The sequence below is a fragment of the Maritalea myrionectae genome (assembly GCF_003433515.1).
Taxonomy (GTDB): Bacteria; Pseudomonadota; Alphaproteobacteria; order Rhizobiales; family Devosiaceae; genus Maritalea; species Maritalea myrionectae.
Genome location: NZ_CP021330.1, coordinates 3,226,073 through 3,240,843 on the forward strand (window position 1 = coordinate 3,226,073; position 14,771 = coordinate 3,240,843).

Genomic DNA, 14,771 nt, shown 5'->3' on the forward strand with positions numbered 1-14,771 from the left:
GATCATATCCCGAAATCGTCGTTAAAAATGGAAGTGGGCTCAACCCCACAACTGTCCAGCATGGCCAGAACCGCCTGGATCATCATCGGTGGGCCGCACAGATAATATTCGCAGTTTTCCGGTGCCGGATGGTTTTTCAGATATTGGCGGAAAACCACTTCATGGATAAAGCCGGTCGCGCCACGCCACTCATCTTCAGGCGCAGGCTCTGACAAGGCCAACGTCCAGTCAAAATTCTCGTGCGCTGCGGCGAGTTTGTCGAACTCATCTGCATAAAAAATGTCGCTGCCACTGCGGGCGCCATACCAAAACGAAATTTTGCGCGTGGTGCCAGCGGTCAGTTGCTCGTGGATCATGGCCCGCAGGGGCGCCATGCCGACCCCACCGCCAATGAACACCATTTCCCGCTCGGTCTCCTGTGCCCCGAAATCCCCGAACGGCCCGGAGACGTTCAAGCTGTCACCTGATTGCAGATTGAACAGATAGGAGGAGACTATTCCCGGCGGAATGTGGGCATCAGCACCCGGTGGCGGCACCGCAAGGCGAATATTGAATACGATTTTGCCCCGATCCTGCGGCCGACTGGCGATGGAATAAGCACGGTGGGTGGTTTCATCGTTTTTGGCCACGAGCTGTCGCCACCCCATGGTCTGCCACACCGCGTCATATTTGGGGGGCACATCCAATTCGGCGAAGTCGAGCGTGTAGGCAGGCGCTTCCAGCTGCATATAGGTGCCAGCGCGGAAGGCAAAATCAACATTTGGCGGCACCTCCAGCACAAGTTCCTTGATGAGCGGCGCGCGCATCTGATTGGAGACAACGCGCGCGGTCCAGCTTTCGGCGGCCAGAATGTCATCAGGCACCGCCACAGCCATTGGTGCGCGGACCACAATTTGGCAGGCCAGACGTTCTCCTTGTTCAAGATCACTGCGCGAAAGGCGTGCGGTCTCTGTGGGCAAAGGCGGTCCGCCGCCTTCGGTGACCTTCACCTTGCACAGGCCACAGGTGCCTGCCCCGGCACAGGCCGAGGGGACGGGAATGTCAGCGTCGTTCAGCAAATTGAGCAGTTTTTGGCCGGTGGTGCCGGGCACTTTCATGGACCCATTTACAGTGACCTCCACAGGTAGGGCTGGCGACAGCCAGGCCCTAACCCCGATCACCAGAAGGGAAAGACACAAGATCAAAATAACGATCAGCGCGGTGCCCATGAGGATTTCTGTCATAGCTGCACCCCGGCAAAAGCGGTAAAGCCCATGGACATCAGCCCGGTGACAATAAAGGCCATGCCCAGTCCGCGCAGCCCGGCGGGGATGTCCGCATAGTTCAACCGCTCCCGAATGGCGGCGAGGCCCATTATCGCCAGCGCCCAACCAATGCCGCCGCCAAAGCCGAACACAACGCTTTCGGAAAAGCTATAATCGCGCTCGGCCATAAAAAGGCTGCCGCCCAAAATAGCGCAGTTGACGGTGATCAATGGGAGATAAATGCCCAGCGCCCGATAAAGCGCTGGCACAAATCGATCCAACACCAGTTCGAGGATCTGCACCGTGGCGGCAATCACCCCGATAAAGGCGATGAGACTCAAAAAGGTCAGGTCTACATCGCCGAGACCAAGCCAGCTCCAGGCACCTGGCGCCAGCAGTCGGGCGAGAATGAGATGATTGAGCGGCACGGTGATCGTTTGCACCACGATCAGGGCAATACCCAGACCAAAAGCTGTGTCCAGACGTTTGGAGACGGCGAGAAAGGTGCAGACCCCCAAAAAGAAACTGAGGATCAGATTGTCCGCAAAAATGGAGCGCAGAAATAGATCAATCATGGCGCTCTCCGATTGGGATCAATGGCGATTTTATAATCTGATGGCTCAATTTGCGCAGGGCGCAGCGCGCGAATGGCCCAAATCAGGAGCCCGAGAATGAAAAAGGCGCTTGGGGCCAGAAGCATGAGGTTTAGCGGGGTAAACCAGCCCCCGTCATAAACCGAAGGAAACACGGTAAGCCCGAACAGTGTGCCGGCCCCTAACAACTCCCGAATAAAGCCCACAATCAGCAAGATTAGGCTGTAGCCAAGCCCGTTACCCAAAGCATCAAGCACGGCTGGCCCTGGCGGATTTTGCATGGCGAAGGCTTCAGCTCGCCCCAAAACCAAGCAGTTGGTGACAATCAGGCCCACAAAAATCGAGAGACGCTGGCTGACATCAAAGGCAAAGGCCTGAATGATCTGATCAGCAACAATCACCAGCGACGCGATGATGGTGATTTGAACAATTAGCCGGATAGCGCTCGGTATATGCCGCCGAATGGTGCTGATCACAAGGCTGGACATCACCAAAACGGTGATCAGGGCTAACGACATCACGGCAGAGGTGGTCAGGGAGGTGGTGACCGCCAGCGCCGAACAGATCCCAAGGATTTGCAGGGTGATTGGATTATTGTCGATGATCGGACCATAAAGATGCCGGAGTGCGCTCATTGTTCAAGCGCCCCCGCGCGCAATTTGTCGAGGAATGGCCCATATCCATATTCTCCAAGCCAGAAATGCACCGCTTCCGTCACCGCATTGCCGGTGCGCGTGGCGCCGGTGATCCCATCAACCTCAAATTCATTCGTGGCGCGACCGCGCACAACGGACAGGGTGATGTCGCCATTTTTATCGGCCAGTTTTTTGCCCGGCCAGAGCGCTTGCCATGCCGGTTCCTCAATGCGGGCACCAAGGCCGGGCGTTTCGCCCTGTTCGACAATGGACAAACCCGCCACCGTATTGAGATCAGCCTCAAGCGCCAAATTGGCATAGATGGTGGATTGATAACCGGACGCTGAAATCGGCAGAATGATCAACCGCAACTCGTCGCCGCTGCGCAAAATATGCACGGGCGCATAATCTGCCCGTCGCCCAAGACCCGCAATATCCGCTTCCGTGGGAATAATTGTCGATGTTTCGGGATCTTCTGCAGCGGCCCGCATATCGAAGGTGCTGGGGTCGATCTCGGTCATTTCGGCGTTTTTGATGTCGATGACCACACTTTTCATATTATCCGCGTCCGCTTCGGCGAGAATCTCTTCCATGCCGGGCATCGCCGCCATCATGGCATCCAGCCGTGCCTGCCGTTCAGCAGCGCGGTTCGCCTCCTGCATCGGCTCCAAGATCACTGCCGCGCTCGACACCACCAAGGCACAAATGCCAGAGACCAGAAAGGCCACCACCAGCGTTTTGGTGCGGCTTTCATTGGGCAATGCCAGCAATTTCAACCACCAGGATACCGGATTAAGATCAGGCATTATGTTCTCTCCATTGCTTTGTGGTGGCGGCGATAATGCCGGCATCGATCAGGGGGGCGAAAATGGCGGCCAGCAAAGCGGCAAACACCACTGCCTGAGGCGCGGCGATGCCCACATCCGCCCAGCCGAGCAGTGCAATCAGTGCCCCGGCCAAGCCACCATAAAGCCAGCGCCCGCCGCGGGTGCTGGCCGAGCAAACCGGGTCTGCCACCAAAAACACCAGTCCAAATAGAAGGCTGCCTTGCCAGAACGGGGCAGTCATATCTTCGCCCAGCGCAAGCGTGACAAGTGCAAGTCCGACAACGGCGCCAAGCAGCACGCGCCCGGACAGGATGCCCGTGAGCAACAGCAGCATTGCCCCAGGCAACACGGATATGGCGACCCAAATGCCGGTGCCCTGATGGGGCACCTCTGGAAAGGCAAAGTATAAAAAGGCGAGCGCAACAACGCCGGCATGAATAAAATTGCGGCCCCAGCCCCCGAATATCTGTTCACCCACCACCGTGCCGAAACTGACCGCCAGCACAATTTGCCAGGCTTCGGTTGTGCCGGAGGCCAAAAGCGCGACAGCAAAGGCGGTCACCACTGCAATCGGAGAAAGCGGCTGTGCGCGCACAATCAAAAAGACGGCCTGCCAGAATAGCAAAGTGACCAACGCCACGCCGAAACGCGGCAGCGCCGCACCATCCTGCTCGATCCACAGGGCAGCGGCCACCGGCAAAAGCGCCACCACCAGCATCCAACTCACCATGTTACGTTGCCATATGCCAGTTGTCATGAGGCCTCCAATGTCGTCAATATGTCGCGCAGACGGGCAGCAAAATCCACCTCGCCGCCAGTCGCATAAGTGGCCAAGGCCATATCTTCTTCCGCTAGCTGCAAACAACCCAATCGCGCCGCGCTTTCAGCATCACCAATGCTCAACGCCCGCAATAGCGGCACCACATGAAGCTTTGGGCCGAGGGCATTTTCCACCGCCTGTGTGGGCACAAAAGGCGCGGGCACAGCCGCAGCGCGCAGCGCAGCCACCAACCAGTTGCGTGGCCGTTCGGGCGGCATATCCAAGACGGTCGCTTGCAGGTGATACCGCGACAAATGGCGGTGTTCACGCCCGCCCAAAGCTGGGCCAGAGAGAATACGCTTCCGGCCCGGCCGCAAATCCTTCCGCGTCAATGCGTGTAAATCCGCCCCCCATGGGACGCGCAGATAGCGGGCCGTGCTCAGGCCGGGGCCGGACAGCGTGATGGTGCGTTGTCCCGTGAGATGACCATCGGTCAGCAATATGCCGAGTTCCGCCACATCCTGATAGCCGATATGCCAGACCGGCTTTTGCCGCGAAGGTGGATGAAGCCGGTTAATATGGGTGCCGACCAAGCCGGCGGGGTGATGACCATCCACGTGCACAATCTGCGTTTGCTCATCCGCCGGGGCCAAAGCATCGCCGCTATGCTGGCAAAGATAGATTTTTCCCGGCGTCAAAAGCTTGAGCGCCGCCACGCCACGGGCAAAGCTGGTTTCCAGCCCCGTCAGCACATCACGCGGTTTCGGCGCATGGGCATGGGTGTCTGTTGCTGTGATAAAAATGGCGGCAGCCTGCCCGTCCAATGGCGGCACGCGGTCAAAAGGTCTGGCACGAAGAGCGGGCCACAGTCCGGCGCTCTGCATGAGGGCGCGCAGGCCGTCATTAGTATGCGCCTTGCTCACATCAAAGGACAGTCTATCTTCGCCTTCAACCGCGATATGAATGGAGGACAGGCGGCGTTGAGCGCCGATATTGATCTGGTCGATTTTGCCACTGACTGGCGCGGTGACCCTGATTCCCGGGTTCCGCCGATCCTCAAAAAGCGGCGTGCCGGCTTTCACCGTTGCGCCCTGTTCCACCAGCACCCGCGCGCGCATGCCGGGATAGTCCGCGCCTAAAAAGGCGATGCAATCGGTTTTAACAGTGTCTGTTGGCCCGCTTATGGCTGGGCCGCTGAGTGGATACGGCAAGCCGCCGCGCACACTTATCTTCATGCCGATCAACCCCTTCTGATATAAGCCCAAGCCTAGAGGTTTTATTGCGCTCAATCGTTGATTTGGGTCAATCTGATCTGCAACTTGTGGACGTATAGTCGGACGCAATGGAGGACCCTCAATATGAAGCGAAATGTTATTCTCGTTATTCTGGCTGGCCTGAGCCTGTTGCTCGCTCAGGTTGCCCTTTCCCAAAATGAGTCGACCGGACCGTCAATGGTTGAGCTTTGGCAAAAGTCAGGCCATGCCAATCCGCAGTCGTCTTCCTTCACGCATTGGAATGATGAGGGCGAGATCCCGGTTTCATGCGCCGCCTGCCATTCGGGTGAGGGTTTTCGCGCCTTTCACGGTATTGACGGTTCCTCTGTTGGTGTCATCGATAAGCCAGTAGCGACTGGCGGTGTCGTTGATTGCGCGACCTGTCATGATGACGGGGTGAAACAACTCGAGCAAATTCTGTTCCCCTCTGGCGCGGCAATCGCGGCACATGACGGCAGTGCAACTTGTTTGACTTGCCATCAGGGTCGGCAATCTGGTCCCGACCTTGACCAACGCACAACTGGTTTGCCGGATGACGAAGTAAATTCTGAGCTCAGCTTTGTGAACCCGCATTACGCTTTAGCCGCTGCAACCTTGTTCGGCACGGAGGTTAAGGGCGGCTACGAATATCCGGGGCGCGACTATGCCGGGAAATTCAGTCATGTCGAAGCCTATTCAACTTGTATCGACTGTCACGAGCCGCACAGCACACAAGTGACGCTGGACAATTGTACAAGCTGTCACAAGGTAGATGAGTTGCGCGATATCCGTACGTCAAAGCTGGATTTTGACGGTGATGGCGATGTGACGAGCGGCATTTACGCTGAAATTTCTGCACTTCATGAAAAGCTATTGTCCGCAATCGAAGCATACGCGGAAACCGTTTCGGAGGCGCCGATCGCCTATGCTAAGCAGTATCCTTACTTCTTTCATGCCGAGACTGAGCCAACCTACGCCAACCGCTACAATGCGTGGACCCCTGCCCTTTTGCGCGCCGCTTATAATTATCAGTTCATTGGCATGGACAAGGGCGCCTATGCCCACAACCCCCATTATGCGGTGCAACTGCTGCATGACGCGATCACCGATCTCGCAGACCGCACCAACGCGACAAATATAGAGATCGGGCCTCGCCCGTAACACATAAAGCGCATGAAAGCCGCCTTGCGGCTTTCATGCAGTTCGTCTGATCGGCATTAAATATAGGCGAGGCAATATACCCAATACTGCATTTCAGTGGTTGCAGGTTGCCAACCGTCGCAAAATCCCAAAAGCAGACATTGGGACATTTGAATTGAGTTTACTCAAAACAGACCTTCGTCGAACTATTGGTCTAAATTGTAGGTTAGTCGCTCGTGAAACTTGCTGGCGGCGAATGAAAGATGCCGCTTGCGCTCTATGACGACATTTATGTAGCCGGACCCAACATCGTTTTCGTGAAGTTTCAAGATCTTATACCCAACAGGGACAACGCCGATTTGATTGGGGTTCGGCAATATTGCAAGGCCGATCAAGGCAATGGGTGTTTGTTGGAGATATTGTGTCTGATCCGGGCAGGACAGATATAGCGTGGGTTCGATATCCTGTCGTTCGCATGCCCCCTCAAATTTTGCCATTAACTCGGTGTGTGCTGGCGGTGTAACAAGATTCAGGCCCTCCAGATGGTGGAGGCGCGCGGTTCGATCCTGCCCGAGCTTCGCGCCATTTGGCACCATTAAACATATATCGACTTGTTTGGAGAAATTGATCTTTATGTTGCGGCTTAATTGGGGTTGATAAAAAAGGGCAAAGTCAATGTTGCCATTTACAAGTTGATCTTCGAGATCGGATTGAGACACGAGTTGGATTGATAGCTCAACTTGCGGGAACTCCTGTTTGAACTCGGTAATAAGAGGCACCAGGAACCCTGTGTGAATGTCTGCACTTACGCCAATCGTAACCTTGCCGATGTGCAGCCCCTTAACCGCCTCGATCTGAGAGTTCATTCTGTCGTAGCTTGTCAATTGTTCCAAAGCAAAGCGATAAAACAACTCTCCCTCAACGGAAAGCGCCACGCCGCGTGACAACCGGTCGAATACCGATATCCCCAGATCCAGTTCCAGCGCCTGAATGTTTCGATTGAGCGCTGACGGCGAAATTGCGAGCGTTTCTGCGGCCCCGCGAATAGAACCAGCTTCTACGATTGCCCTAACATATTTGAATGTTTGTAAGTGACGCATGATTAATGTTTCACCACACTGGTGCAAAAAACGCAACATTAAGCGCACTTCTTTGCGGCAGACAGCAACACTCAATGTTTATTACCGTTCTGGCATGTCCAAAATGCTGATCAGTTATGGGCTCGAATGAACGCGAAAAGCGCAGGGCTTTCGCGACAACATTGAGAGAGAAATGATGAAAAAGCTGCTTCTAGCAACCGCAATGTGCGCCGCCGCAACAACATCAGCATTCGCGGAAATCAAGGTGGGGATTCTGCACTCATTGTCAGGGACAATGGCAATTTCTGAAACAACATTGAAAGACACCATGTTGATGCTCATTGAGCAACAGAATGAAAAGGGTGGTCTATTGGGCGAGGAGATCGTGCCCGTGGTGGTCGATCCAGCTTCGGACTGGCCATTATTCGCCGAAAAGGCGCGCGAACTTCTTACAGTTCATGAGGTTGACGTGATCTTTGGGAATTGGACTTCTGTATCTCGGAAATCTGTTCTTCCTGTTATTGAAGAATTGAACGGCTTGCTGTTTTACCCGGTTCAATATGAAGGTGAAGAATCTTCCAAGAACGTTTTCTACACCGGTGCTGCCCCCAACCAACAAGCTATCCCGGCGACCGATTATTTTCTGGAGGAGTTGGGCGTAGAGAAGTTCGCACTTCTGGGTACAGACTATGTCTATCCACGCACAACGAACAAAATTCTCGCCCAATATTTGGCTGACAAAGGCATCTCTGAAAGCGACATCTTTGTAAACTACACGCCATTTGGCCATTCTGACTGGTCAAAGATCGTTGCTGATGTGGTTGCTCTTGGCGCTGATGGCAAGAAAGTCGGCGTGATCTCAACCATCAATGGCGATGCGAATATCGGTTTCTATAAGGAACTTGCTGCAGCTGGTGTCTCCGCTGCAGATATTCCAGTTGTTGCGTTTTCAGTGGGTGAGGAAGAGCTGACCGGCTTGGACACAACCAACCTTGTTGGTCACCTTGCGGCCTGGAACTATTTTCAGTCTGCCGATAGTGAAGCGAATGCAAGCTTCATCGAAACCTGGAAAGCCCGCATGGGTGAAGATCGGGTGACGAATGACCCAATGGAAGCGCACTATATCGGGTTTAACATGTGGGTGAATGCTGTCGAGCAAGCCGGCACAACCGATGTGGATGCTGTGCGTGAAGCCATGTACGGCCAGCAATTTGAAAACCTGACTGGCGGCACAGCCGAGATGTTGGTGAACCATCACCTGACAAAGCCTGTGCTGATTGGTGAAATCCAAGAGGACGGCCAGTTCGACATTATCAGCCAGACTGAAGAAGTGCCGGGTGATGCATGGACAGATTTTCTTCCAGAATCTGCTGTCCTGAAATCAGATTGGAAAGAGCTTGGCTGCGGTATGTACAACACCGAAACATCAAGCTGCGTTCAGATCAAATCTAACTACTAATCCTATTGTTTGACCGATGAGAGGGCGGGTCGCTGCCCTTTCATTTGCTTGGAGACCAATGTGATATCTCGATTTCTCTTATTGCTGGCATGCTTTCTGATCGTACTGCCCGCCCAAGCACAGGAAGGCACCGCTCCTTCCTTGAAATCCATTGTGTCCCAAAACGCACCGGACATCATCAAAGGCTCCGTGAGGACCGCCCCCCCAATCATTGATGCGCTCGTCGCTCTGGACGATCCCAGCAGCCTACAGTTCCTTTCACTTTGGCAGGAAAAAGATCTTTGGTATCGCAAGTCTGACGAAGAAATTTTTGTCGCAAAAAAGCGTGAAGACCGCACCTACGAATTGTTTGATATAGCCACCTTGGAACCTGTCGAAACCCTGCCCAAAAAGCAGATCAAGCAAATCAAACCCAATTCAGGTTTGCGGGCGCTCATTGATGAAGCCTTGGTGATCTCCCGGCTCAAAAGCGCCGACATGTCAGTCAGACAGGAAGCTATTTCAAGCCTATCACGCTTAGCCAACAAGCAGCATTTGCTGCCGTTGCGCGGGGCCATCAGTACCGAACCCAACCAGGCGTTAAAAGCGGAGATGGAGCGGCTTGAACGTTTTTTGACTATTCAGTTCGGTGCGAGCTCTGAGGAACGGGTGAATGCCATTCATAGAGCGTCAGATGATCTGTCAGTTGAAACGCGCGCTAACCTAAATCGTGTCACCAGTTCGACAATGGCATTAAAAGACATGCTGGATGACGACGCCAACATTGCCCGGCACGTCATCCCGGGAGAGGCCGATTTTAGTGTTGAAGATGCGTATCAGCTTCTCATCGACAACGACCTTGCCGAAGCTATTCCCACCGCCAGCGAACGAACACAATTCCTCATCGAAAACATTGGGGAAGGAAAAGTCGGCCGATTCACATTGCACAATCTCGACACTCAAAAAAATCGCGATGCGGCCTATCTTTCACTTGTTGCTGAAGGAAAAGCACCCTTTTGGTCACCAGGGCTTAGCGCAGACATATTGGTTGAACAATTTGAGTTTGTAGAAGTCTATGATGAAAGGGATGCCCAAGTAACACAGGCGGCGGAAGTCGCGCTTGAAAAGATCGAAACCAGCGTCGCCTTGTCTGAGTTTGTGGATGTTTTGCTTGACGCCATTTCGCTGGCATCCATCTATTTCCTGGCTGCAATTGGCCTGGCCATCACTTTCGGCGTTATGCGCGTTATCAATATGGCCCATGGCGAATTCATCATGATGGGCGCATACACTGGCTTTGCGGTCCAGCAATTCGTCACAAACTACACCCTGTCTATCATCATCGCCATTCCTCTGGCCTTTGCCGTGACCTTTTTTGCTGGTGTTGCCTTAGAGCGATTGGTCATTAGACACCTTTATCATCGTCCTCTGGAAACTCTTCTTGCAACATTTGGCATTTCCATCGCGCTGCAACAGCTTGCGAAAAACATTTTTGGCACCCAGGCACGGCCGCTCACCGCGCCAGAATGGTTGGATGGAGCCTTAGTGATCAATGATGTGATCTCCATTTCCTTGATTAGGATCGCGATCTTTGGATTGGGTGTCCTATTTTTCGTGGTGCTCTTATTTGTACTGAACAAAACACGGTTTGGGCTGGAAACGCGTGCGGTGACCCAAAACCGCCAAATGGCGGCCAGCATGGGCATCAACCCGAACTTCATCAACATGCTGACCTTTGGCCTTGGCTCTGGCATTGCGGGCATCGCTGGCGTCGCAATTGGCCTATACGCCAAAGTGACGTCAGAAATGGGCGGTGACTATATCGTCCAAAGCTTCATGACCGTGGTCGTTGGTGGTGTTGGAAACATTTGGGGCACGCTGGCTGGCGCCGTGATGATCGGCTTTTTGCAAAAAGGCATCGAATGGTTCAATCCGGCAAACACTTTGGCGGCACAAACCTACATGATCATCTTCATCATCATTTTCATTCAATTTCGACCTCGCGGCATTATCGCCCTTAAAGGTCGGGCAGCGGGAGATTGATCATGCAAGGCCCTTTGACCCAGTTTTTGATGAAGAACCCGAGCGTTTTGATTTTTCTCGGATTGCTCTCCGCTTTCACCATTTTCGCCGCCATCGGCAGCGAAGCATTCGGCATCGGGTTCATTTCAACATCGATGATCAAAACGCTTGGCAAAACACTTTGTTTTTGCCTGATCGCCATCGCCATGGATCTTGTGTGGGGCTATTGCGGCATCTTGAGCCTAGGGCACTTCGCGTTCTTTGGGCTTGGTGGATATATGATCGGCATGTGGCTGATGTATGAACGCACGCGTCTCATCGTGGAAAGCTCCATGGCGAATGCAGCACTGCCCCCCACCCCACAGGAAATTCAGGAGGCCATTGGCACGCAAATTTTCGGTGTTGTCGGTGGTGCTGAAATTCCGGCAATTTGGGCGTTTGCACATTCCTTACCGATCCAGCTTGCGCTGGTCGTGCTGGTGCCCGGTTTGCTCGCCTTGGTTTTTGGCTGGCTCGCGTTTCGCAGTCGCGTGACAGGCGTTTATTTGTCGATCCTGACGCAGGCCATGACGTTGGCGTTGGCACTCTATCTTTTCCAAAACGATAGCGGCCTGCGCGGCAATAATGGTCTTTCTGGTTTGCAAAATATACCAGGGCTTGACCATGTACCCCAATCTCATATCTCCCTCTATTTCCTTTTGGCGTCTGCGTTTGCGCTGGGCCTTGGATTTGTCATTGCCAAACTGATTGTCGAGAACAAAATGGGCAATGTGATCAAGGGTATTCGTGACAATGAGGCGCGCGTACGCTTTCTCGGATATCACGTTGAGACCTATAAGCTGTTCATCTTTGTGCTTACGGCCATAATGGCCGCAATAGCAGGTGCCATTTACTATCCTCAGGCGGGCATCATCAACCCAGCGGAAATTGCGCCGATCGCCTCAATTTATCTTGCCGTTTGGGTGGCGATTGGCGGGCGTGGCCGCATTTACGGCGCGGTGATTGGTGCCGCACTTGTGTCGATGCTTTCCAGCTTGTTCACCGGGGGTCAGATACCGAATATTGAGGTCGGGCCCATCAATGTCGTCTGGGTGGATTGGTGGCTCGTTTTGTTGGGCGTGAGTTTTGTCGCCGTAACACTTTACGCACCTAAGGGAATTGGCGGCCTAATCGATATGATTAAGATGGAGCGAACAAAATGAATGAAGCTTTATTGGAAGTCCGCAATATTTCCGTTTCCTTCGACGGGTTCAAAGCCATCAACGCGCTTTCTTTCAGCATCGCTGAAGGAGAATTGCGAGCAATCATCGGACCGAACGGGGCGGGCAAGACAACCTTTATGGATATTGTAACGGGCAAAACCAGGCCCGATGCCGGGGAAGTCATTTGGGGCGAAAAAAATGTTTCGTTGCTCAAACGTCAGGAAAGCCAGATTGCGCGTCTTGGTGTGGGGCGCAAATTCCAAAAGCCCACGGTGTTCGAAGAGCAGAGTGTTTATGAGAATTTGCTCATGGCGCTCGACAATGATCGTAGCCCGTTCTCCGTATTGTTCTATCGACATAATGAAAGTGACGACCAACGGATAGCGGCATTGGCCGAGGAGATTGGGCTTCAGGATCATCTGGCAAAACGCTCAGGAGACTTAAGCCACGGACAAAAACAGTGGCTGGAGATTGGCATGCTGCTCGCACAAGAACCAAGATTGCTGCTGGTGGACGAACCCGCTGCAGGCATGACCCAAGAAGAGCGTCAAAAGACGGTGGACCTGCTCCGCCGCGCGGCGCAAACCCGAGCTGTTGTCGTGGTAGAGCACGATATGGACTTCGTCCGTAAACTCGACTGCCGCGTGACCGTATTGCACGAGGGATCGGTTCTTGCCGAAGGCTCATTGGAACATGTGACCGAAAACCAAGACGTCATTGACGTATATCTGGGGCGCTAAAATGCTGGAGCTAAAAGACATCACCCTTCACTATGGCCAAAGCCAGATTTTGCACGGTGTGGATTTGGTCGCTGAAAAGGGGAAGATCACTTGTTTGTTGGGCGTAAACGGCGTCGGCAAAACGAGCCTGTTAAAAGCCATAGCAGGTGTCCACAATCATTCTGGCGGTCACTATTTTCTGGATGGCGTGGAAAAAAAGGCGGCTTCGGCACACCATCTGGCCAAAGCCGGTATCGGCTATGTCCCGCAAGGCCGCGACATCTTTCCGCTCATGACCGTGCGGGAAAATATGGAGATCGGTTTCGCCTGTCTGGATAAAGATGAGCGTACATTGCCAGAAGAAATGTTTGAGCTGTTTCCGGTTTTAAAGGAGATGCAAAACCGTCGCGGCGGTGACCTCTCCGGCGGCCAGCAGCAACAACTGGCCATCGCACGTGCATTGATCACGAAGCCAAAGCTTCTGCTGCTCGATGAGCCCACCGAGGGCATTCAGCCCAATGTCATACAACAAATCGGGCGTGTGATTTCATTTCTCAATGATCAGGGGCAAATGGCCATTTTGCTTGTGGAGCAATATTTTGAGTTCGCCTACCAGCTTGCCGATCATATCTATTCCATGCGTCGTGGCGAGATTATTTTGGACGGCAAAAAGTCTGAGCTGAAAAAGTCTGCGGTTCTGGAAACGCTGAAGGTATGATTTGATGTTGGATCGGGCGAGCCAAGACACTCAAATGCAACGCGCCAAGGGATGCGCGAGGATTGGGTTTACGCATAAATCCGGTTCAACTCGGCTTGAGAGTTTGCATCAGTCCGGCTGCCTGAAAGCGCTGTTGCCAAATGTGCACAACACTTCGCCAGAAATTGTTTTCGTAAACACAGCAGGCGGCATCACTGGCGGCGATCAACTTGATATTTCGTGCTCGATCAGTGCACAATCTGAGGCCACCGCCACAACGCAAACTGCCGAACGCCTTTACCGATCCACAGGCGACAATGCGTATATCAATATTCACCTGAAAGTGGATGAAAACGCTAAATTTTTCTGGCTGCCACAAGAAACAATTGTTTTTGACGGTGCCCGGCTAACCCGTCGCATGAATGTCGAAGTGGCACCCTCCGGCAGCGTGCTGTTGCTTGAAAGCTTTATGCTCGGTCGTAAAGCGATGGGTGAGAAGGTTCTTCAGTGCGATTTGTCTGATCAATGGCGCGTGCGTTTGGGCGATAAGCTGGTTTTTGCAGAATCCATGAAAATCGGCGACGTCAGTGGACTGAGCTCTGTCGCGGCCCTCAAGGACAATTTAGCCTTTGCGACATTTGCATTTGTTGAGAAAGATGCACACCAAAAACTCAGCTGGCTCAATTCACTCCTGGCTGGTCTAGATATTCGCGCTGCCGCAAGCGGATGGAATGATGTTTTGGTCGCGCGATTTGTTGCCCCCGATGCATTTACGTTGCGCAGCGCGCTGTTCACAGTTTTAGAGCAATTCAACAAGCGACCCCTCCCCCGGGTTTGGCAACTTTGAGGTTCATACATGAAACTTACCCCCCGAGAAAAAGATAAGCTGTTGGTTAGCTTAGCGGCCATGGTCGCGCGAAACCGGCTTGAGCGTGGCGTTAAACTCAACCACCCGGAAGCAATCGCATTGATCACCGATTATGTTGTTGAAGGCGCGCGCGATGGCAAGTCTGTGGCCCAGCTTATGGAAGAAGGCGGCCGTGTGATCTCTGTCGAGCAATGCATGGACGGCATCGCCGACATGATCCACGAAGTTCAGGTTGAAGCGACATTTCCGGATGGAACCAAACTTGTCACTGTCCACCACCCCATTCGATAGCTT

The 14,771-nt window shown here is 53.4% G+C and carries 15 protein-coding genes; 8 read left to right on the forward strand and 7 right to left on the reverse strand.

The window, feature by feature from the left end; translation table 11 throughout:
• Positions 1-2 precede the first annotated feature (2 nt).
• From nqrF to MXMO3_RS16205, 6 genes are read right to left on the reverse strand one after another with little or no spacing between them, the layout of a single operon-like run.
• The gene (gene nqrF, locus MXMO3_RS16180) at positions 3-1,223 is read right to left on the reverse strand and encodes an NADH:ubiquinone reductase (Na(+)-transporting) subunit F (protein ID WP_117396551.1); all 1,221 of its coding nucleotides are present in this window, start codon (positions 1,221-1,223) and stop codon (positions 3-5) included.
• Positions 1,220-1,819 (reverse strand): NADH:ubiquinone reductase (Na(+)-transporting) subunit E, encoded by a 600-nt coding sequence (gene nqrE, locus MXMO3_RS16185; RefSeq protein ID WP_027834099.1) that lies wholly within the window; start codon positions 1,817-1,819, stop codon positions 1,220-1,222. Before nqrE ends, nqrF begins: the two co-directional genes overlap by 4 nt.
• Complete coding sequence (locus tag MXMO3_RS16190) at positions 1,816-2,472, reverse strand: NADH:ubiquinone reductase (Na(+)-transporting) subunit D (RefSeq protein WP_117396552.1); 657 nt, start codon at positions 2,470-2,472, stop codon at positions 1,816-1,818. The genes nqrE and MXMO3_RS16190 overlap by 4 nt, the downstream gene beginning before the upstream one ends.
• The gene (gene nqrC, locus MXMO3_RS16195) at positions 2,469-3,278 is read right to left on the reverse strand and encodes an NADH:ubiquinone reductase (Na(+)-transporting) subunit C (RefSeq protein ID WP_117396553.1); all 810 of its coding nucleotides are present in this window, start codon (positions 3,276-3,278) and stop codon (positions 2,469-2,471) included. The genes MXMO3_RS16190 and nqrC overlap by 4 nt, the downstream gene beginning before the upstream one ends.
• Complete coding sequence (locus tag MXMO3_RS16200; protein WP_117396554.1) at positions 3,271-4,056, reverse strand: RnfABCDGE type electron transport complex subunit D; 786 nt, start codon at positions 4,054-4,056, stop codon at positions 3,271-3,273. The genes nqrC and MXMO3_RS16200 overlap by 8 nt, the downstream gene beginning before the upstream one ends.
• Positions 4,053-5,294 carry a hypothetical protein gene (locus MXMO3_RS16205; protein WP_117396555.1) on the reverse strand — a complete coding sequence of 414 codons (1,242 nt, stop codon included), beginning with the start codon at positions 5,292-5,294 and terminating at the stop codon, positions 4,053-4,055. The genes MXMO3_RS16200 and MXMO3_RS16205 overlap by 4 nt, the downstream gene beginning before the upstream one ends.
• A gap of 123 nt (positions 5,295-5,417) precedes the next feature.
• Between MXMO3_RS16205 and MXMO3_RS16210 the strand changes: the two genes are divergently transcribed.
• Positions 5,418-6,473, forward strand: a complete 1,056-nt coding sequence (locus MXMO3_RS16210) for a cytochrome c3 family protein (protein WP_117396556.1) — start codon at positions 5,418-5,420, stop codon at positions 6,471-6,473.
• Between the two features lie 185 nt (positions 6,474-6,658).
• On the opposite strand, the gene MXMO3_RS16215 is transcribed toward MXMO3_RS16210, so the two are convergent.
• A complete protein-coding gene (locus MXMO3_RS16215) occupies positions 6,659-7,627 on the reverse strand; it encodes a LysR family transcriptional regulator (RefSeq protein WP_162889313.1) in 969 nt (322 codons plus the stop codon).
• A gap of 100 nt (positions 7,628-7,727) precedes the next feature.
• On the opposite strand from MXMO3_RS16215, the gene urtA reads away from it, so the two are divergent.
• The 7 genes from urtA to MXMO3_RS16250 are packed head-to-tail and all read left to right on the forward strand — an operon-like array spanning position 7,728 to position 14,768.
• Positions 7,728-8,990: an urea ABC transporter substrate-binding protein gene (gene urtA / locus MXMO3_RS16220; protein WP_117396875.1), complete on the forward strand. Its 1,263-nt coding sequence runs from the start codon at positions 7,728-7,730 to the stop codon at positions 8,988-8,990.
• A gap of 60 nt (positions 8,991-9,050) precedes the next feature.
• Entirely contained in the window at positions 9,051-11,012 is a 1,962-nt protein-coding gene (urtB, locus tag MXMO3_RS16225; protein WP_205468038.1) for an urea ABC transporter permease subunit UrtB, read from the forward strand.
• A gap of 2 nt (positions 11,013-11,014) precedes the next feature.
• Positions 11,015-12,193: an urea ABC transporter permease subunit UrtC gene (urtC, locus tag MXMO3_RS16230; RefSeq protein WP_117396558.1), complete on the forward strand. Its 1,179-nt coding sequence runs from the start codon at positions 11,015-11,017 to the stop codon at positions 12,191-12,193.
• Entirely contained in the window at positions 12,190-12,933 is a 744-nt protein-coding gene (gene urtD, locus MXMO3_RS16235) for an urea ABC transporter ATP-binding protein UrtD (protein ID WP_117396559.1), read from the forward strand. The genes urtC and urtD overlap by 4 nt, the downstream gene beginning before the upstream one ends.
• A 1-nt stretch (position 12,934) precedes the next feature.
• Entirely contained in the window at positions 12,935-13,630 is a 696-nt protein-coding gene (gene urtE, locus MXMO3_RS16240) for an urea ABC transporter ATP-binding subunit UrtE (protein WP_117396560.1), read from the forward strand.
• Between the two features lie 34 nt (positions 13,631-13,664).
• Complete coding sequence (locus MXMO3_RS16245) at positions 13,665-14,456, forward strand: urease accessory protein UreD (protein WP_162889315.1); 792 nt, start codon at positions 13,665-13,667, stop codon at positions 14,454-14,456.
• 9 nt (positions 14,457-14,465) lie between these two features.
• Complete coding sequence (locus MXMO3_RS16250; RefSeq protein ID WP_117396562.1) at positions 14,466-14,768, forward strand: urease subunit gamma; 303 nt, start codon at positions 14,466-14,468, stop codon at positions 14,766-14,768.
• Positions 14,769-14,771: the final 3 nt, after the last annotated feature.

Bases quoted from the DNA above. Each gene is read 5' to 3' on its own strand.
- nqrC (WP_117396553.1), bottom strand. From the start codon at position 3,278: ATGCCTGATCTTAATCCGGTATCCTGGTGGTTGAAATTGCTGGCATTG.
- MXMO3_RS16245 (WP_162889315.1), top strand. From the start codon at position 13,665: ATGCAACGCGCCAAGGGATGCGCGAGGATTGGGTTTACGCATAAATCC.
- urtD (WP_117396559.1), top strand. From the start codon at position 12,190: ATGAATGAAGCTTTATTGGAAGTCCGCAATATTTCCGTTTCCTTCGAC.
- urtC (WP_117396558.1), top strand. From the start codon at position 11,015: ATGCAAGGCCCTTTGACCCAGTTTTTGATGAAGAACCCGAGCGTTTTG.
- nqrF (WP_117396551.1), bottom strand. From the start codon at position 1,223: ATGACAGAAATCCTCATGGGCACCGCGCTGATCGTTATTTTGATCTTG.
- urtA (WP_117396875.1), top strand. From the start codon at position 7,728: ATGAAAAAGCTGCTTCTAGCAACCGCAATGTGCGCCGCCGCAACAACA.
- MXMO3_RS16205 (WP_117396555.1), bottom strand. From the start codon at position 5,294: ATGAAGATAAGTGTGCGCGGCGGCTTGCCGTATCCACTCAGCGGCCCA.
- urtE (WP_117396560.1), top strand. From the start codon at position 12,935: ATGCTGGAGCTAAAAGACATCACCCTTCACTATGGCCAAAGCCAGATT.
- nqrE (WP_027834099.1), bottom strand. From the start codon at position 1,819: ATGATTGATCTATTTCTGCGCTCCATTTTTGCGGACAATCTGATCCTC.
- MXMO3_RS16200 (WP_117396554.1), bottom strand. From the start codon at position 4,056: ATGACAACTGGCATATGGCAACGTAACATGGTGAGTTGGATGCTGGTG.
- MXMO3_RS16190 (WP_117396552.1), bottom strand. From the start codon at position 2,472: ATGAGCGCACTCCGGCATCTTTATGGTCCGATCATCGACAATAATCCA.
- MXMO3_RS16250 (WP_117396562.1), top strand. From the start codon at position 14,466: ATGAAACTTACCCCCCGAGAAAAAGATAAGCTGTTGGTTAGCTTAGCG.
- MXMO3_RS16210 (WP_117396556.1), top strand. From the start codon at position 5,418: ATGAAGCGAAATGTTATTCTCGTTATTCTGGCTGGCCTGAGCCTGTTG.